The sequence below is a fragment of the Pseudomonas sp. zfem005 genome, assembly GCF_032621735.1.
Taxonomy (GTDB): Bacteria; Pseudomonadota; Gammaproteobacteria; order Pseudomonadales; family Pseudomonadaceae; genus Metapseudomonas; species Metapseudomonas solani.
This window is the reverse complement of the sequence record NZ_JAVYJE010000009.1, coordinates 110,886-127,590: the sequence shown is the minus strand read 5'-3', so window position 1 is coordinate 127,590 and position 16,705 is coordinate 110,886. Positions and strand designations below refer to the sequence as shown.

Sequence of the window (16,705 nt, the reverse complement as noted above, 5' to 3'; positions counted from 1 at the left end):
ATTCCGCCTCAGGCCTCGCCCAGTCGGGCGACCGCCCGCAGCATCTCCTTGAAGGTGGCCAGCTGCTCCTGGCTGAAGCGGGCGAAGACCCGCTCCTGCTGGCGTTCGGCGATCTCCCAGAGGGTTTCCGCCTGGTCCATGCCCGCGGGCGTCAGGCTGCAGCCCTGGGCATCGCCGCTGAGCATGCCCTTGCGGGTCAGGGTGTCCACCGCCGCTTCGATCTCCCGCGTCGGCATGTTCACCAGTTGCTGCAGGGCGGCCATGCCCAGGCTCGCATCCTTCTCCAGCACCATCAGCATGCGCGCCTCGCTGGTGCGCAGCCCGGTGGACAGCTGCCGGGGCTGGTAGTCCTCCTGGTAGCCGCGCACGGCCTGGGTCATCAGGTAATAGAGGTTGTCGTTGAGGCGCCCCTGGAAGGCGGTGCGGGTGGCGGCCTCGTCCTTCTTCAGCAGGCGCGGGTGCGGCAGCACCGTCGAATAGGCGCCCTGGTGATACAGCAGCGGCGCCCGGCCCAGATCATCGAAGGCGACAACCTTGCCGATCAGGATCCAGTGGTCACCACCGTCCAGCTCCTGGTACTTCTCGCACTGGAAGCGCGCCGCGCATTCCTCCAGCAGCGGCGCACCACCGGCGCCCTCCTCCACGCGCAGGCCGGCGAAGCGGTCGTCGCTGGGGCGAGCGAACTGGTTGGAAATGTCGATCTGGTCGGCGGCCAGCACGTTCACTGCAAAGTGCCCGGCGCGGGCGAAGACCTCATGGCTGGTGGCGCGCTTGTCGATGCTCCAGAGCACCAGCGGCGGGTCCAGCGACACCGAGTTGAAGCTGTTGGCGGTCATGCCCACGCGGCGGCCATCGGCGGCGGCGGTCATGACGGTCACGCCGGTGGCGAAGTTACCCAGGGCACGGCGGAAGGCACGCGGGTCGAAGCCCGCTTCATTGTTCTGTTGGGTCATGGCGATTCCTCGCAACCGGGCCCGCGCCCGGTTGGCAGGTGAGCGAACGGAGTGTGGCGCGGAGCAGGTCAGACCATGCTCGGGTCGGGCTCCAGGCCCATCAGCTCGCGGCCGAGTATCTGCGCGCAGACGTCGTAGTCGGTGTACGCGTGGGCGCCGGTCATGTGCGAGTCGCGGAACAGCCGCTGCATCTCGTTGGCGTCGAACCAGGCGGTGCCGCCGGCAGCCTCGAACAGGCGGTCCACGGCCTGGATGCACATCTTCACCGCATAGGCCTGGTTGGTGCGCCAGAAGGCCAGGGTCGGGCGATCCGGGTACTGGTGGCGCTCGGCGTGTTCGGCGTGCTCCTGCCAGGTCTTTTCCAGGAAGGCACGGGCGGCGGCGACCTGATGGGTGGATTCGGCCAGGCGCATCAATGCCGGGGTGGCGGTGCCGACGCTGACGCCGGTGTAGGCGCGCACGCGGTTCCTGGTCTTCTCGGCATAGGCCACCAGCATGCGCTCGGCGACGCCCAGGCTGATGGCCGCGAAGCCACTGGCGAAGTACGGACGGTAGGGGGCGTAGAAGATCTTGCTGTCCGGGTACAGGCCGAAGCCGGCGGAGCGGCCTTCCATCATGTCCTTGGCCGCCTCGATGCGGTGATCGGGGATGAACACGTCCTTGAGGATCAGCGTCTTGGTGCCACTGCTGCGCATGCCGGCGACGTACCAGTCGTCACGTATCGCGTAATCCGCACGGGGCACCACGCCGAAGCAATAGACTGGCGGCTCGCCCTCGCCCGCCGGGCGGCGGAAGCCGACGATGGCCCATTCGGCGTGGTCGCAGCCGCTGCTCCAGCCCAGCTCACCGTTGAGGATGATGCCGCCCTCGACGTTCTCGGCCTTGCCGAAGGGCGCGATGCTGCTGCTCGCGGTGGCGTCGCGGTTCTCGCCCCATACCTCGTCCTGCAGGCGCTTGGAGAACATCGCCATCTGGTGGCTGTGGGTGCACAGCAGGCTGAAGGCCCAGGCGGTGCCGCCGCAGGCGCCGGCCAGGGCCACCACGCAGTCGGCGAACTCGGGCAGGGAGATTTCCAGGCCACCGTAGGCCTTGGGCTGGAAGGCGCGGTGCATGCCGATGCCCTTGAGCATGGCGATGTTCTCGGCGGGCACCATGCGCTCCTGCTCCGCACGGGCGGCATTGGCGGCGATGGCAGGCAGGATGGCACGGAGGTCTTCGAGCAGAGGATTTGGCTTTTTCATGCGGATACCCGGTCTATTTATTGTTAGTCGCCACCGGTTGGGCCAGCCCTCGCCGCGTGGGGCAAAGAGGCTGATTCCGGTAACCTGGGGTCCATTATGAAGATGTGAACGATGGCTAAAAATGCACGATCCGGATACTCGATTGCACTTTCCATGGCGAAAAAGCGTTCTCCGGAGAAATCCCCGGCGGGGGACGATTAATGTGTTAACGATCCGCCTTTTCCTTTAGCATTCACCCCCGAGAAACCCGCCCCCAGACCAGCCCGAACGCCCGCCGATGCCCCAACTGCCCAACGCCCTGCGCGCCTTGCGCCATCGCAACTTCCGTCTGTATTTCACCGGTCATTGCATTTCCACCCTGGGCACCTGGATCCAGCAGGTGGCGCTGGCCTGGCTGGTCTACCGGCTCACCGGCTCCGCCGCGCTGCTCGGCATCACCACCTGCGTCGCCCTGCTGCCGCAATTGCTGGTCGGCCCCTTCGCCGGCGCCTGGATCGATCGCCACGACAAGCGCCGCCTGCTGATCGCCGTCGAGGGCCTGCTCGGCCTGCAGGCCCTGGCGCTGGCCGGGCTCACCGCCAGCGGCCTGATCACCCCGGCGCTGCTGGTGGCCATGGCCGCGCTGCTCGGCGTGCTCAACGCGGTGGACACGCCGCTGCGCCAGTCGCTGCTGAGCCGCTTCGTCGACGACAAGGCCGACCTGCCCAATGCCCTGGCCCTCAACGCCATGCTCTTCACCCTGTCGCGCTTCATCGGCCCGCCCCTGGCCGGCCTGCTGCTGGGGCTGGTTGGCGAGGCGGTGTGCTTCGCCCTCAACGCCGCCTCCTACCTGGCGCTGATGGCCGGGCTGCTGTGGGTGCGCATGGCGCCGACGCCACGGGCCACCGGCACCTTCCGCAATGTGTTCGGCGAGGGGCTGGACTACGCGCGCCGCGACCCGAAGATCCGCCTGATGATCCTCAGCGTGCTGGCCCTCAACGTCACCGCCTCCAGCTACGTGGTGCTGCTGCCGGTGTTCGCCAAGGACATCTTCGGCGGCGACGCCACCACCCTCGGCTGGCTCTGGGGCGCCGCCGGGCTGGGTTCGCTGCTGTCGACCATCGTCCTCGCCAACCACAGCGGAGGCAGCACCCTGTCGCGGCTGATCCTGCTCTCCTCCTGCGCCTGCGGCCTGGCCATGCTGGCCTTCGCCTGGAGCACCCAGCTGCCGTTGTCGCTGGCGGCCATGGCGGTGCTCGGCTTCGGCATCTCCTGCAGCAACGTCGGCACCAACATCATCCTGCAGAGCAGCGCGCCGGAGGCCCTGCGCGGCCGTGTCGTGGCGCTCTACACCTCGACCCGCTTCGGCTTCGACGCCCTCGGCGGCCTCTGCGCCGGCCTGCTCGCCTCGCACCTCGGCGCCCCGCCGGTGCTGGCACTGGGGGGCGCATTGCTGCTCGCCTACTGCCTGTGGCTGGCGAACCATCAGCGCCAGGTCGCGGCCTAGGCGACACCGCGCCCCTCAGCGCCGGGCAAACAGCGCCGCCACCAGGCAACAGGCGCCACAGCCGGCCATCACCAGCGCCATGGGCAGCGCCGTGCCGTCATGCAGGCCGCCCACCAGCGCGCTGGCCGCGGTGCCCAGGCCGAACTGGGTAGCCACCGCCAACCCCGCCGCCGCACCGGCACGCTCGGGGAACTCGGCGAGCAGCGAGGCCAGGCAGTTGGCCCCGAGCATGCCGGTGACGCTGACGTAAAGCGCCACGCACACCACGATCGCCGCCAGGCCACCCAGCCCCAGGCCCACCAGCAGTGCCAGGGCCAGCCCCGCCGTAGCCGCCACCAGCGCACCGAGAAACAGCAGCCGGCGCGGCCCCAGGCGCCCGACCAGCCGCGCATTGAGCGTGGTCGCCAGGATGATCCCGGCGATATTCAGGCCGAACAGCCAGCCATAGCCCTGGGGCGAAACCCCGAAGTGGCCGATGTAGACGAAGGGTGAGGCGGTGATGAAGGCGAACATCCCGGCGAAGCAGCTGCCCATGCAGAAGATGTAGCCCAGCGCGCGGGGCCGTAGCGCCAGGTGCCCATAGGCGAGGAAGGCCGCCCCCAGCGAGCGGCTGCGCGCTTGAGGTGGATGGCTCTCGGGCACCTTCAGCGCCACCAGGGCCAGGCACAGGCCGGAGAAGGCCATCAGCAGCAGGAACAGCGAGCGCCAGCCGGCGAGCAGCATCAGGTAGCCGCCCAGCAACGGCGCCACCAGGGTGGCGAGCATGGTCACCAGGTGCATCAGCGACAGCACCCGGGCGGCGTCCCCCAGGGGGAACAGGTCACGCACGATGGTCCGCGCCAGCACCGAGGCGGCCGCCCCGCCCAGGGCCTGCAACAGGCGCCAGGCCAGCAGCTGCTCGACCTCGGCGGCCAGCGCGCAGCCCAGGCTGGCGACCAGGTACAGGGCGATGCCACCCAGCAGGAGGGGCCGCCGGCCGAAGCGGTCCGACAGCGGCCCGTAGAGCAACATGCCGATGCACAGCCCGGCGAGGAACAGGCCGATGCTCATCTGCACCTGCGCCTCCGAAGCCGCCAGGTCGCTGGCGATCAGCGGCAGGCTCGGCAGGTACATGTCGATGGACAGCGGCCCGAAGGCCACCAGGGCGGCGAGCAGCAGGATCAGGCGCTTGGGGTGGGCGGTCATGGGTGGGTTCCTGGGCGTTCGATGGACGGGAGTGCGGGGGTGGCGGACGAAAAAAGGCCGCCCGCAGGCGGCCAGGTGCAGCGAGGGACAATCAGAGGCTCAGCAGCCACAGGCTCAGGCCCGGGAAAGCCACCAGCAGCACGATGCGGGCGAGGTCCGAGCAGAGGAACGGCACGATGCCCTTGGCGGTTTCGCCGTAGGGCACGTTGCCGGCGGCCCGCTGGACGATGAACAGGTTCATCCCCAGGGGCGGGTGGATCAGGCCGATCTCCACCACCATCAGGGCGAGGATGCCGAACCAGATGGATTTGTCGGAATCGCTCAGGCCGAAGAAGTCCAGGCCCATGATCATCGGGTAGAAGATCGGGATGGTCAGCAGGATCATCGCCAGGGAATCCATCACACAGCCCAGCGCCAGGTAGAGGCCTAGGATGAGCACCAGCACCAGCATCGGTGCCAGGCCGCTGCCGATCACCCAGGCGGCCAGCTCGCCGGGCATCTGGGTCAGCGCCAGGCCGGAGTTGAGCAGGTCGGCACCCAGCAGCACGAGGAAGATCATCGCCGAGGTTTCCGCCGTGCCCAGCAGGCTGGCGCGCATGCCCTTCCAGCGCATGCCGCCCTGGGTGAAGGCGAGGACGCCGCAGGCCGCCGCGCCGATGGAGGCCGCCTCGGTGGGGTTGGCCCAACCGCCGTAGATGCCGACGATCACCACCAGGAAGACGCCGACCACCGGCAGCACATTGACCAGCGCCCTGCCCCGCTCGGCCAGCGAGGCCTTGGGCGAAACGGTGGCCTGGGACTCGTCCCGCGACACCATGATCCGCAGCACCAGCAGGTAGCCGAGGATGGCGATCACCCCCGGCACCACGGCGGCGACGAACAGCTTGGCGATGGATTCCTGGGTCAGTACCGCATAGATGATCAGCGGCACCGACGGCGGGATCAGGATGCCCAGGGTGCCCCCCGCCGCCACCGTGGCCGTGGCCAGGCGCCCGGAATAGTTGTGCCGGCGCAGCTCCGGCAGCGCCACGTGGCTCATGGTGGCCGCGGTGGCCAGGGACGAGCCGCAGATGGCGCCGAAGCCCGCGCAGGCACCGATGGCGGACATGCCCATGCCGCCCTTCCAGTGGCCGATGAAGGCCGAGGCGCAACGGAAGATCGAGCGCGACAGCCCGCCATGGGTGGCGAACTGGCCCATCATCACAAACAGCGGGATCACCGCCAGGTCGTAGTTGGACAGGCGCGAATAGGCCAGGTCGTTGAGGGTGAACAGCAGGCTCGACAGGTCGCCGTCGTTGACCGCCCAGAAACACGCCGCGCCACCGACCAGCATGGTCAGGCCGATGTGCACCCGCAGCAGCAACATGCTCATGGTGATCGCCAGCGCGATCAGCCCCAAGGCCAGGCCGCTCATGCGTCACCTCCCGCACCGCGCAGCACCTGGGCGACCCGGGCCAGGGCACAGATGCCCAGCAGCACCAGGCTCGGCACGATCAGCGCCAGCGGAATCCACAACGGGATCGACAGCAGCGTGGTGGCATCGCCGAACTCGCGGTTGTCGAGCATCTGCAGGCCGGTGCGCCAGGCCAGCAACCAGGCCACGGCGCAGCACAGCAGGTGGGCGAAGGCGTCCAGGCACAGGCGCACGCCGGCGGGCAGCCAGTTGGTCAGCGCATCCACGCGGATATGGGTGCCGCGCAGTTCGCACAGCGGCAGGAAGGCGGCGATGGCCACCGAGGCGCCCACTTCCATCAGCTCCATGTCGCCACGGATGGGCGTGGAGAACAGCTTGCGGCCGACGATGGACACCACCGACATGCCGACCAGCGCCAGCAGGATGGCACCGCCGGCCAGGGCGAAGCCGTGGGTGACGCGCAACAGGCCCTGGCGTACCAGGCCCCCCTGCTCGCCGGCTTCGATATCGAAATGCAGCGACTCCTTCATGGCCTCAGTGCCCCGAACCGGCCAGGGAGCGCACGGCCTCGACCAGCGCCTTGCCGTCCAGGCCCTTGCCGTCGGCCTCGCTGATCCAGTGCTGCACCGCGCTCTCGGACGCCTGGCGCATCTCGCCGTAGGCGGCCTGGTCCAGCACCACCAGGCCCTCGGCCGGGGTCGCGTCGTGGGCCTTGTCGGTGGCGACGTCCCAGGCGCTGGCGAAGCGTTCGGACAGCGCCTTGCCGCTGTTGCGCTCGATGATCGCCTGCAGGTCGGCCGGCAGGCTGTCGAATTTGCGCTGGTTCATCAGCATGGTCAGCACCGTGTAGCCGAAGGCGGGCTGCCCGGCCGGCACGTCGCTGTGGTACTGGGTCACCTCGTCCAGCTTGGTCGCCGGCACCACCTCCCAGGCGGCCAGGGCGCCATCGACCACGCCCTTGGAGATCGCCTCGGTCATCTGCGCCGGCGGCATGCTCACCGGGGTCGCGCCCAGGCTTTCCACGGTTTTCGCCGCAGTGCGGCTGGAGGCACGCAGCTTGAGGCCGGCGAGATCGGCCAGGCTGCGCACCGGCTTGCCACGGGTGTGCAGGCTCATGCCGCCGTCACCGTGCACCACCAGCACCTTGTAGCCCTTGAAGTCATCGCGGGCGTAACGCTCGTAGAAGTCCCAGATGATCGCGTTGCCGGCCTTGCCGCCCATGGGCAGCACGAAGGGCAGTTCCAGCGCCTCGACACGGGGGAACTTGCCGGCGGAATAGGCCGGGGCCGTCCAGACGATATCGGCCACGCCGTTGCGTGCCATGTCCGCCAGCTTGGCCGGCGTACCGCCCAGTTGCATCGAGGGGTAGAGCTGGCACTTCAGGCGGTCGGCCGACTCCTGGCGCAGCTGTTCGCACCAGGGCTCGATGATGTTCGCCTGGGCATTGGAGGTGGACGGCAGGAAGTGGGCGACCTTCAGGGTGATGGTTTCGGCCTGGGCCGAGGTGGCGCCGAACAGCGCCGCGCAGAGGGCGGGAATTGCGAGGGATTTCATGGCGATAGCTCCGTCTTGTTGTTGTAGCCATGCGTGTGGGCGCTGGCGGCATTGGGAAGCGAATTACGTTAATACATTAATTTTTATCGCTTACCTGTCAACAGAAAGAAGCCAAGACGGCGGGTATACCAAAGGCTAAGGTTTTACTTTAATAATTTTAAATCATTATTTTTCATGTAGTTACATAGATATATTCATGTCATATCTCATTAAAGGCCTGTCCAATCGCCACCCGGTCATATTGTTAATATTTTAATTAATGACTAGATTGCGCGTGCCATCGCAGCGGCCAGACCGTGGCGACAGGCCTCCGACACACCTTTCCTAGAGACAAGAACAATGACCAGGAAAATACGCTCCGCCCCCGTACTCACCTGCCTGCTGGCGAGCCTCGCCGGCACCGCCCACGCGGACCTCGTCAAGGACAGCAAGGCCAGCATCGAGGCGCGCAACATGTACATGAACCGCGACTTCCGCCAGAGCGGCGCCGCCCAGGCCAAGGCCGAGGAATGGGCCCAGGGCTTTACCGCGCGCTTCGAGTCCGGCTTCACCGAAGGCACCATTGGTGTCGGCCTGGACGCCATCGGCCAGGTCGCGATCAAGCTCGACTCGAGCCGCGACCGTCGCGGCACCGGCCTGCTGGCCTATGGCGCCCAGAGCCTGGAGCCCGAGGACAACTACAGCGAGCTGGGGCTGACCGCCAAGCTGCGCGCCTCGAAGAGCGTGCTGCGCATCGGCACCCTGCAGCCGCAGTTGCCGGTGGCGGCGTACAACGACGTGCGCCTGCTCTCCTCCACCTACGCCGGCGGCCTGCTCACCTCCCAGGAAGTGGACGGCCTGACCCTCAACCTGGGGCGGCTGGAGAAGATCAACCTGCGAGATTCGTCGAGCAACGACGAGATGAACTACGGCGGCGTGGAAAGCGCGCACCTGGACCTGCTCGGCGGCAGCTACGCCCTCAACCCGGCGCTGACCCTGAGCTACTACCACGCACAGATGCAGGACATCTATCGCCAGCACTATCTCGGCCTGGTGCACAACGCCACCCTCGGCGAGGGCGTCACCCTGAAGACCGACCTGCGCTACTTCGACACCGGCGAGGACGGCGAGCACCGCTACCGAAGCGCCGCGCGGGTGGACGGCGGGCGCATCGACAACCGCTTCTTCAACGGCATGGTCACCCTCGGCATGGGCGCCCACAAAGTCGGCCTCGGCTACCAGAACCTCTCCGGCGACGGTGACTTCGCCTACCCGGGCCTGGACCCCTACTCGGTGAACCTGGTGACCTTCAACGTCTTCACCAAGGCCGAGACCGATGCCTGGCAGGCGCGCTACGACTTTGACTTCGTCGCCCTCGGCGTGCCCGGCCTGACCTTCATGACCCGCTACGTCAGCGGCAAGCACGTGCAGACCGCCACCGTACAGGACGGCCGCGAATGGGAGCGCGACACCGACCTGGTCTACACCTTCCAGGACGGCTCGCTCAAAGGCCTCAACATCCGCCTGCGCAACGCCACCTTCCGCTCCGGCGACGGCCTGCGCACCGATGTCGACGAAAACCGCCTGATCATCGGCTACACCCTGCCGCTGTTCTGATTGCCCCGCGGGGGGATTGCGGCACAGCGCACGCGGGTGGACCCCGCTTCACCGGTCCACCTTCCATGCTGGCCGGGCACGCCGCCGGTGGATGAAAGAGCGTCATCCACGCAGCGGATTGTTCCTGTGTGGATTTATCCGCGAAGCGTTGTGCCATGCCTCCCGGGACTCAAACACGGGCTGCGGTGCTGCAGTCAGGAGGTCGGCGCAACGGGCATTCAGGCGTATAGTTCTTCGCTCGGACAGTACATGGAATTCGAATCATGGCGATGCCACTGGAACTTGCGCTTCGCGCCGTCACCATCGACGAGCTGAAGGAAATCGGAACCTTCTCCGAAGTCAGAACGCTGGTTCAGCAAGAACTGAGTGTGAAGCTGGGCGCAAGGAGCTGGCACGGGATGCTGGAAAGGATGAAAAGGCTGCACGGCCTGCTCTCCGAGATGGACAGTCCCCTGAAAACCTTCGCCGAACATGAGCCCCTCGCGGGTTGCAGAAAGGCCCTGTCCGCCACGCTGGAACTCAGGGTTATCGCAACGAGCATTGCGGCACTCAATACGACGGTCTCCCGGCTCAACAGTCTCTATTGCAAGAAGGCATTCGACCCAGCCGCTCGCTTCGAGGAAATCAGGCTGAAGAACTTCATCAGCAGTTCGAAGCTGGAAGGCATAGAGATTCATCCAGCCAGCCACACAGCGACCCTCGAAAGCATCATCGCCAAGTACAAGAGACAGTCGAATGGATAAGTACGACGCCACGAACGATCATTACTGCTATCCGCATTCGACCGTACTCAAAAACCGCCTGGACATTCGTGACCTTGAAACGCTGGAAGCCGCGGAGCGTGACATTACCGCCATTACCGTCGACCTTGTTCCCTACCGTGCCCCGCCCTACAGCCTGGACAGCCTGAAGGCAATACATGCCGCATTGTTCAGCGAGCTTTACCAATGGGCAGGCTCGATAAGGACCGTCGACATCGCCAAGGGCGGCACACGCTTCTGTCATGCCCAGTTCATCGAGCGCTATTCGGAGAGAATCTTCAACGACCTCGAAGGTGAAAACTGGCTGAAAGGGTTGCCCCTCGATGCGTTCTGCGAGCGGCTTGCAGAACATTATTGCGAGATCAACATGATTCACCCCTTCCGCGAAGGCAACGGCAGGGTCCAGAGAATTCTCTTTGAACACCTCGCGCTGTCTGCCGGTTACGAACTGGACTGGGGAACAATAAACCAGCGCGAATGGATACAAGCGAACATCGATGGCGTCCAGGTCAATTACGCCGCAATGACCGGAATTTTCAAGCGTATCGTCACCCCAGCAACCTGAGCCTGAGTGTTGTTTTTGATCGAAGAAAATCGGCGGTTTCCACCCCCTCCCCTCAATGATCAGCCGGGAACTCAGACTCTAGATTGAGCAGCAGTGAGTAAAAGAGTGGCCGACTCTACGAAGTGCAGTGCCACCCGGAACTTCGCGAGCAGAGCTCGCTCCTACAAGACCCATGCCCGGCGCACGCCCCGTGGGAGCGGATTCATCCGCGAAGCGCTGTGCCACGGCTCCCCGGGCTGAAGCCCGGGCTACGGTGCCCCATGCTCCACGCCCTTGTAGCCTGGGCTTCAGCCCAGGAACGAAGCCCGCACAAACCTACCCGCCGTTACGCGCCCGGTACTCACCGGGCGTGATGCCGGCATGGCGGGAGAAGAAGCGGCTGAAGTAGGCCGGGTCCTTGAAGCCGAGCTGGTAGCAGATCTCGTTCACCGAACTGCCGGTGAACAGCAGCAGGCGGCGCGCCTCCTGCATCAACCGCTCGTGCACCAGGCGCTTGGACGGCAGGCCGGCGATGCGCCGGCAGATGTCGTTGAGCCGCGCCTCGGTGACGCCGATCTGCCCGGCGTACTCGGCCAGCGCCCAGTGCTGCGGGTAGTGCTCCTCGATCAGCGCATTGAAGCGGTGGAAGAACTGCAGGTCATCACGCCGTGCCGGCTGTGCCTTGAGCGAGCGGGTGGACAGGCGCAGCAGGCTGATGAAGATCAGCCGCGTCAGCGCCTCCAGGCTTTCGCCCCGGCCGGAACGCTCGGTACGGAACTCCTCGCCCAGGTAATCGAACAGCTGGTCGAGGCGCTGCACTTCGGCAGCGAAGCTGTCATCCAGCTCGTCGAAGGCCACGCACACCGCACCGATCTGCGGCCCGGCAGCCAGCCCGAGCCCTGCCTCCAGCAGCGGCCACACCAGTTGCTGGCGCACGGTCAGCACATGGCCATCGGCATCCGCCTCGGTGACGAAGGCATGGGGAATGGTCGGCGGAGTGAGGAAGAACAGCGGCCCCTGGCGGTGGTACTGCTGCTCGTCCAGGTAGACGCGCACCGAGCCGCTCTTCACGTAGTGCACCTGGAAGAAGCGGTCGTGGCGGTGCACCGGCATATTGCGGCCGAAGAAGTCGGCCAGCCGGCCAAGTTGCTCGTAGTGCACGTCGGCATCGGCGTAGCGCTGGTCGTAGACCTGGCCGATGTCGATGTTGGGGATCGGGGAAGACGCCATGGCCCGCAGCCTCACCCGATCTCTATCAGGGTTTTATTTGCTTGAGTTCGTTCAGCAGGCCCAGCAGCTGCTGCAGCTTCTCCTCGCCGAACTGCGCCTGGATCCGCTGGTAGTTGCTCTCCATGCCGTCGCTCATGGACACGAAGCACTGCTGCCCCACTTCGGTCAGCCCGACATAGACGCGGCGCTGGTCCTGCGGGGACTTCCAGCGGCGGACGATGCCGTCGCGCTCCATGCGCACCAGCACCCCGGTCATGCTCGGCTTGAGGATGCAGGCCTGGTGGGCCAGCTGGTGGCTCTCCATCTCGCCGTTCTGCCGCAGGATGCGGATCACCCGCCACTGCTGTTCGGTCAACCCGTGCTGGTTGAGCAGCGGGCGGAAGAATCCCATGGCCGCCTCGCGTGCCTGCAAGAGGGTCAGGGTCAGGGAAGGTCTGGGCGCTGCCATGTGTGCTCCGGATGAACGCGATGGCGGATTTAAGCAACAACCGATGGCACGACGCAAACCCTGCCAGCCGCCCCGCGCGCTTTGTCACACCCGGTCAAGCCCGTGGCAGGAATGGACAATCCGCCGGCCGCGCCGGGGTTTCTAATGGCTCAACGATCGAATCGTCCTTTGGTAGGGCTTGATCATCGTTAATATATTAATTATAAAGTTAGCATGTTAACGAAATGACTTCGGGTGCCGCTTCCCACCGTCAGCGCGCACCTTCTTTTATCCGGGGATGACCCCACTGCTTCAGGAGTGAACCCATGCGTCGCGCAACCAGCGAAGTCGCTACCGGCACCCTGTTCGGCGTCGCGCTGAACTACCAGGGCCTGCTCGAAAGCCGACTGGCCGAGTTCGACCAACCCCCTTACCAGAAGCCACCGGTCAAGCCGGTGCTGTTCATCAAGACCTCCAACACCCGCAATGGCGACGGCCAGCCGGTGCCCTACCCGCGTGACGTCGAACGCCTGCAGCCGGGCCCTGCCCTCGGCGTGGTGATCGGCCGCAACGCCAGCCGCGTCAGCGCCGAGAACGCCATGGCGCATGTCGCCGGCTACCTGGTGGTGAACGAGTTCAGCCTGCCGGAAGACAGCTACTACCGCCCGGCGGTCAAGGCCAAGTGCCGCGACGGCTTCTGCCCCCTGGCCAGCGAAGTGGTACCGGCCAGCGAGATCGCCGATCCGCACGCCCTGCCCCTGCGCCTCTTTGTCAACGGCGAACTGCGCCAGGAAAACACCACCGCCAACCTGGTGCGCAGCATTCCCCAGCTGATCGCCGAGATCAGCGAGTTCATGACCCTGCACGAAGGCGACGTGCTGATCACCGGCACCCCCGAGGGCCGCGTCGACGTGCGCCCCGGCGATGAAGTGGTGGTGGAGATCGAAGGCCTCGGCCGGCTCACCAGCACCCTGGTCGCGGAATAAGGAGACGCAGATGAAACACGCACGCATCCGCCATCAGGGTGACATCCACGCGGTCACGGTCGAGGCCGGCAACGCCGTGCGCCTGGCCGACGGCCGCCTGCTCGCGGAAGACGCCGTCGAGTGGCTGCCCCCGGCCACCGGCAGCATGTTCGCCCTCGGCCTGAACTATGCCGACCACGCCGCCGAACTGGCCTTCAAGGCGCCCACCGAGCCGCTGGCCTTCATCAAGTCGCCCGGCACCTACACCGGACACAACCAGGTCACCTGGCGCCCGGACAACGTCGCCTACATGCACTACGAGTGCGAGCTGGTGGCGGTGATCGGCAAGCCCGCGCGCAACGTCAAGCGCGAGGACGCCCTGCAGTACCTGGCCGGCTACACCGTCTGCAACGACTACGCCATCCGCGACTTCCTTGAGAACTACTACCGCCCCAACCTGCGGGTGAAGAACCGCGACTGCACCACCCCGGTCGGCCCCTGGATCGTCGACGCCGCCGACGTGCCGGACCCGTCGAAGCTCAGGCTGCGCACCTGGATCAACGGCGAGCTGAAGCAGGAAGGCACCACCGCCGACATGATCTTCGACATCCCCTACCTGATCGAATACTTCTCCAGCTTCATGACCCTGCAGCCGGGCGACATGATCGCCACCGGCACGCCGGAGGGCCTGGCGGACGTGGTGCCGGGCGATGAAGTGGTGGTGGAAGTGGAAGGCGTCGGCCGCCTGGTCAACCGAATCGTCAGCGAAGCCCAGTTCTTCGCCCGCAAACAAGAGGCATGAGCAGCATGATCAAGCACTGGATCAACGGCCAGGAAGTCGAGAGCAAAGAGACCTTCGTCAACTACAACCCGGCCACCATGGACGCCATCGGCGAAGTCGCCAGCGGCGGCGCCGAAGAGATCGCCGCAGCCGTCGCCGCCGCCAAGGACGCCTTCCCCAAGTGGGCCAACACCCCGGCCAAGGAGCGCGCCAAGCTGATGCGCAAGCTGGGTGAGCTGATCGACCAGAACGTGCCACAACTGGCCGAACTGGAAACCCTGGACACCGGCCTGCCGATCCACCAGACCAAGAACGTGCTGATCCCCCGCGCCTCGCACAACTTCGACTTCTTCGCCGAGGTCTGCACCCGCATGGACGGCCACAGCTACCCGGTGGACGACCAGATGCTCAACTACACCCTCTACCAGCCGGTAGGCGTGTGCGGCCTGGTGTCGCCGTGGAACGTGCCGTTCATGACCGCCACCTGGAAGACCGCGCCCTGCCTGGCCCTGGGCAACACCGCGGTGCTGAAGATGAGCGAGCTGTCGCCGCTGACCGCCAACGAGCTGGGCCGCCTGGCCCTGGAAGCAGGCATTCCCAAGGGCGTGCTCAACGTGGTGCAGGGCTACGGCGCCACCGCCGGCGACGCCCTGGTGCGCCACCCGGACGTGCGCGCCATCTCCTTCACCGGCGGCACCGCCACCGGCCGCAAGATCATGCAGACCGCCGGCCTGAAGAAGTACTCCATGGAGCTGGGCGGCAAGAGTCCGGTGCTGATCTTCGATGACGCCGACCTCGACCGCGCCCTCGACGCCGCGCTGTTCACCATCTTCTCGCTCAACGGCGAGCGCTGCACCGCCGGCAGCCGCATCTTCATCCAGGAAACCGTCTACGACCGTTTCGTCGCCGAGTTCGCCGCCCGCGCCAAGCGCCTGATCGTCGGCGACCCGCAGGACCCGAAGACCCAGGTCGGCTCGATGATCACCCAGGCCCACTACGACAAGGTCACCGGCTACATCCGCATCGGCATGGAAGAAGGCGCCACCCTGCTGGCCGGCGGCCTCGATCGCCCGGCGGGCCTGCCGGCGCACCTGGCCAAGGGGCAGTTCATCCAGCCCACGGTGTTCGCCGACGTCGACAACCGCATGCGCATCGCCCAGGAAGAGATCTTCGGCCCGGTGGTCTGCCTGATCCGCTTCAAGGACGAGGCCGAAGCGCTGCAGCTGGCCAACGACACCGAATACGGCCTGGCCTCCTACATCTGGACCCAGGACATCGGCAAAGCCCACCGCCTGGCCCGTGGCATCGAGGCCGGCATGGTCTTCATCAACAGCCAGAACGTGCGTGACCTGCGCCAGCCCTTCGGCGGCGTGAAGGGCTCGGGCACCGGCCGCGAAGGCGGCGAATACAGCTTCGAAGTGTTCGCCGAGATCAAGAACGTCTGCATTTCCATGGGGAGCCACCATATCCCCCGCTGGGGCCTGTGAGGCACCGCGCCCCTTCTCGCCTTCGAGGAAGGGGCGCAGGATAACGATTACCGAGCGTGCACCGACAATCACAATGAACCCTGAAGGCCCGGCGGCGGGCCTTCCACTCGGAGAACGACCATGGGCAAACTCGCTCTGGCTGCCAAGATCACCCACGTTCCATCCATGTACATCAGCGAGCTCGAAGGCCCGCGCAAGGGCTTCCGCAAGGCGGCCATCGACGGCCATATCGAGATCGGCCGGCGCTGCCGCGAGCTGGGCGTGGACACCCTGGTGGTGTTCGACACCCACTGGCTGGTGAACGCCAACTACCACGTCAACTGCGGCAAGCACTTCCAGGGGCTGTACACCAGCAACGAGCTGCCGCACTTCATCGCCAACATGGAGTACGGCTTCCCCGGCAACCCCGAGCTGGGCCACCTGCTGGCCGCGGAATGCAACCGCTACGGCGTGGAGACCATGGCCCACGACGCCACCACCCTGGCACCCGAGTACGGCACCCTGGTGCCCATGCGCTACATGAACACCGACCAGCACTTCAAGGTGATCTCGGTCTCCGCCCTGTGCACCTCCCACTACCTCAACGACAGCGCCCGCCTCGGCTGGGCCATGCGCAAGGCGGTGGAAGAGCACTACGACGGCACCGTGGCCTTCCTCGCCAGCGGCTCGCTGTCCCATCGTTTCGCCCAGAACGGCCAGGCCCCGGAGTTCGCCACCAAGATCTGGAGCCCCTTCCTCGAAACCCTCGACCAGCGCGTGATCCAGATGTGGGAAGGCGCCGAGTGGGAGGAGTTCTGCGGCATGCTCCCCGAGTACGCGGCCAAGGGCCACGGCGAAGGCTTCATGCACGACACCGCGATGCTACTCGGCGCCCTCGGCTGGTCGAAGTACGACGGCCACGCTGAAGTCATCACCCCCTACTTCGCTGCCTCCGGCACCGGCCAGCTCAACGCCGTGTTCCCGGTCACCCCGCAGGACGGCTCGACCATCCCGCAACCGCAAGCCTCCAACCCGGCCGGCGTCGCTTCCGCCAGCCGCCTGTAGCACCCGTGGCGGCGGGCCCCACGCCCGCCGCCACGCC

The 16,705-nt window shown here is 66.2% G+C and carries 16 protein-coding genes; 8 read left to right on the top strand and 8 right to left on the bottom strand.

Going from position 1 to position 16,705, the window contains the following annotated elements; translation table 11 throughout:
- Positions 1–8: 8 nt before the first annotated feature.
- Positions 9–953, bottom strand: a complete 945-nt coding sequence (locus RTW82_RS20575; RefSeq protein ID WP_021221069.1) for a p-hydroxyphenylacetate 3-hydroxylase reductase component — start codon at positions 951–953, stop codon at positions 9–11.
- Positions 954–1,021: 68 nt separating this feature from the next.
- Positions 1,022–2,194: a p-hydroxyphenylacetate 3-hydroxylase oxygenase component gene (locus RTW82_RS20570; protein ID WP_184489945.1), complete on the bottom strand. Its 1,173-nt coding sequence runs from the start codon at positions 2,192–2,194 to the stop codon at positions 1,022–1,024.
- A gap of 277 nt (positions 2,195–2,471) precedes the next feature.
- On the opposite strand from RTW82_RS20570, the gene RTW82_RS20565 reads away from it, so the two are divergent.
- A complete protein-coding gene (locus tag RTW82_RS20565; RefSeq protein WP_316926282.1) occupies positions 2,472–3,680 on the top strand; it encodes an MFS transporter in 1,209 nt (402 codons plus the stop codon).
- 15 nt (positions 3,681–3,695) lie between these two features.
- Here RTW82_RS20565 and RTW82_RS20560 read toward each other — a convergent pair whose 3' ends face one another.
- The 4 genes from RTW82_RS20560 to RTW82_RS20545 all read right to left on the bottom strand — a co-directional run bounded on the left by RTW82_RS20560 (position 3,696) and on the right by RTW82_RS20545 (position 7,833).
- Complete coding sequence (locus RTW82_RS20560; protein WP_316926281.1) at positions 3,696–4,865, bottom strand: Bcr/CflA family multidrug efflux MFS transporter; 1,170 nt, start codon at positions 4,863–4,865, stop codon at positions 3,696–3,698.
- 91 nt (positions 4,866–4,956) lie between these two features.
- Complete coding sequence (locus RTW82_RS20555; protein WP_316926280.1) at positions 4,957–6,279, bottom strand: TRAP transporter large permease; 1,323 nt, start codon at positions 6,277–6,279, stop codon at positions 4,957–4,959.
- The gene (locus RTW82_RS20550; RefSeq protein WP_316926279.1) at positions 6,276–6,809 is read right to left on the bottom strand and encodes a TRAP transporter small permease; all 534 of its coding nucleotides are present in this window, start codon (positions 6,807–6,809) and stop codon (positions 6,276–6,278) included. The genes RTW82_RS20555 and RTW82_RS20550 overlap by 4 nt, the downstream gene beginning before the upstream one ends.
- Positions 6,810–6,813: 4 nt before the next feature.
- Entirely contained in the window at positions 6,814–7,833 is a 1,020-nt protein-coding gene (locus RTW82_RS20545; RefSeq protein WP_316926278.1) for a TRAP transporter substrate-binding protein, read from the bottom strand.
- 339 nt (positions 7,834–8,172) lie between these two features.
- On the opposite strand from RTW82_RS20545, the gene RTW82_RS20540 reads away from it, so the two are divergent.
- From RTW82_RS20540 to RTW82_RS20530, 3 genes are all read left to right on the top strand, one after another.
- On the top strand, positions 8,173–9,429 hold the full coding sequence (locus tag RTW82_RS20540; RefSeq protein ID WP_316926277.1) for an OprD family porin: 1,257 nt from the start codon (positions 8,173–8,175) through the stop codon (positions 9,427–9,429).
- Between the two features lie 263 nt (positions 9,430–9,692).
- Positions 9,693–10,172 carry a YhfG family protein gene (locus tag RTW82_RS20535; RefSeq protein WP_316926276.1) on the top strand — a complete coding sequence of 160 codons (480 nt, stop codon included), beginning with the start codon at positions 9,693–9,695 and terminating at the stop codon, positions 10,170–10,172.
- On the top strand, positions 10,165–10,755 hold the full coding sequence (locus RTW82_RS20530) for a putative adenosine monophosphate-protein transferase Fic (protein WP_316926275.1): 591 nt from the start codon (positions 10,165–10,167) through the stop codon (positions 10,753–10,755). The genes RTW82_RS20535 and RTW82_RS20530 overlap by 8 nt, the downstream gene beginning before the upstream one ends.
- A 315-nt stretch (positions 10,756–11,070) precedes the next feature.
- Here the strand turns inward: RTW82_RS20530 and hpaA are convergent, their stop codons facing one another.
- Together hpaA and hpaR are read right to left on the bottom strand one after the other, a co-directional pair.
- On the bottom strand, positions 11,071–11,964 hold the full coding sequence (gene hpaA / locus RTW82_RS20525) for a 4-hydroxyphenylacetate catabolism regulatory protein HpaA (RefSeq protein ID WP_021221077.1): 894 nt from the start codon (positions 11,962–11,964) through the stop codon (positions 11,071–11,073).
- Positions 11,965–11,989: 25 nt separating this feature from the next.
- Entirely contained in the window at positions 11,990–12,412 is a 423-nt protein-coding gene (gene hpaR / locus RTW82_RS20520; protein ID WP_021221078.1) for a homoprotocatechuate degradation operon regulator HpaR, read from the bottom strand.
- A 305-nt stretch (positions 12,413–12,717) separates the two neighbouring features.
- Here hpaR and RTW82_RS20515 point away from each other — a divergent pair, with 305 nt between their 5' ends.
- The 4 genes from RTW82_RS20515 (at position 12,718) to hpaD (ending at position 16,668) form a co-directional block, all read left to right on the top strand.
- Positions 12,718–13,377: a fumarylacetoacetate hydrolase family protein gene (locus RTW82_RS20515; RefSeq protein ID WP_111264629.1), complete on the top strand. Its 660-nt coding sequence runs from the start codon at positions 12,718–12,720 to the stop codon at positions 13,375–13,377.
- A 10-nt stretch (positions 13,378–13,387) separates the two neighbouring features.
- Positions 13,388–14,158 carry a fumarylacetoacetate hydrolase family protein gene (locus RTW82_RS20510; protein ID WP_316926274.1) on the top strand — a complete coding sequence of 257 codons (771 nt, stop codon included), beginning with the start codon at positions 13,388–13,390 and terminating at the stop codon, positions 14,156–14,158.
- Positions 14,159–14,163: 5 nt separating this feature from the next.
- The gene (hpaE, locus tag RTW82_RS20505; RefSeq protein ID WP_316926442.1) at positions 14,164–15,624 is read left to right on the top strand and encodes a 5-carboxymethyl-2-hydroxymuconate semialdehyde dehydrogenase; all 1,461 of its coding nucleotides are present in this window, start codon (positions 14,164–14,166) and stop codon (positions 15,622–15,624) included.
- A 120-nt stretch (positions 15,625–15,744) separates the two neighbouring features.
- Positions 15,745–16,668, top strand: coding sequence for a 3,4-dihydroxyphenylacetate 2,3-dioxygenase (hpaD, locus tag RTW82_RS20500; protein ID WP_021221082.1), 924 nt, complete (start codon positions 15,745–15,747; stop codon positions 16,666–16,668).
- Positions 16,669–16,705 lie beyond the last annotated feature (37 nt).

What these genes read in the sequence shown, in the direction of transcription:
- RTW82_RS20575 (WP_021221069.1), bottom strand. Translation starts at nt 953, where the DNA reads ATGACCCAACAGAACAATGAAGCGGGCTTCGACCCGCGTGCCTTCCGC.
- RTW82_RS20570 (WP_184489945.1), bottom strand. Translation starts at nt 2,194, where the DNA reads ATGAAAAAGCCAAATCCTCTGCTCGAAGACCTCCGTGCCATCCTGCCT.
- RTW82_RS20565 (WP_316926282.1), top strand. Translation starts at nt 2,472, where the DNA reads ATGCCCCAACTGCCCAACGCCCTGCGCGCCTTGCGCCATCGCAACTTC.
- RTW82_RS20560 (WP_316926281.1), bottom strand. Translation starts at nt 4,865, where the DNA reads ATGACCGCCCACCCCAAGCGCCTGATCCTGCTGCTCGCCGCCCTGGTG.
- RTW82_RS20555 (WP_316926280.1), bottom strand. Translation starts at nt 6,279, where the DNA reads ATGAGCGGCCTGGCCTTGGGGCTGATCGCGCTGGCGATCACCATGAGC.
- RTW82_RS20550 (WP_316926279.1), bottom strand. Translation starts at nt 6,809, where the DNA reads ATGAAGGAGTCGCTGCATTTCGATATCGAAGCCGGCGAGCAGGGGGGC.
- RTW82_RS20545 (WP_316926278.1), bottom strand. Translation starts at nt 7,833, where the DNA reads ATGAAATCCCTCGCAATTCCCGCCCTCTGCGCGGCGCTGTTCGGCGCC.
- RTW82_RS20540 (WP_316926277.1), top strand. Translation starts at nt 8,173, where the DNA reads ATGACCAGGAAAATACGCTCCGCCCCCGTACTCACCTGCCTGCTGGCG.
- RTW82_RS20535 (WP_316926276.1), top strand. Translation starts at nt 9,693, where the DNA reads ATGGCGATGCCACTGGAACTTGCGCTTCGCGCCGTCACCATCGACGAG.
- RTW82_RS20530 (WP_316926275.1), top strand. Translation starts at nt 10,165, where the DNA reads ATGGATAAGTACGACGCCACGAACGATCATTACTGCTATCCGCATTCG.
- hpaA (WP_021221077.1), bottom strand. Translation starts at nt 11,964, where the DNA reads ATGGCGTCTTCCCCGATCCCCAACATCGACATCGGCCAGGTCTACGAC.
- hpaR (WP_021221078.1), bottom strand. Translation starts at nt 12,412, where the DNA reads ATGGCAGCGCCCAGACCTTCCCTGACCCTGACCCTCTTGCAGGCACGC.
- RTW82_RS20515 (WP_111264629.1), top strand. Translation starts at nt 12,718, where the DNA reads ATGCGTCGCGCAACCAGCGAAGTCGCTACCGGCACCCTGTTCGGCGTC.
- RTW82_RS20510 (WP_316926274.1), top strand. Translation starts at nt 13,388, where the DNA reads ATGAAACACGCACGCATCCGCCATCAGGGTGACATCCACGCGGTCACG.
- hpaE (WP_316926442.1), top strand. Translation starts at nt 14,164, where the DNA reads ATGATCAAGCACTGGATCAACGGCCAGGAAGTCGAGAGCAAAGAGACC.
- hpaD (WP_021221082.1), top strand. Translation starts at nt 15,745, where the DNA reads ATGGGCAAACTCGCTCTGGCTGCCAAGATCACCCACGTTCCATCCATG.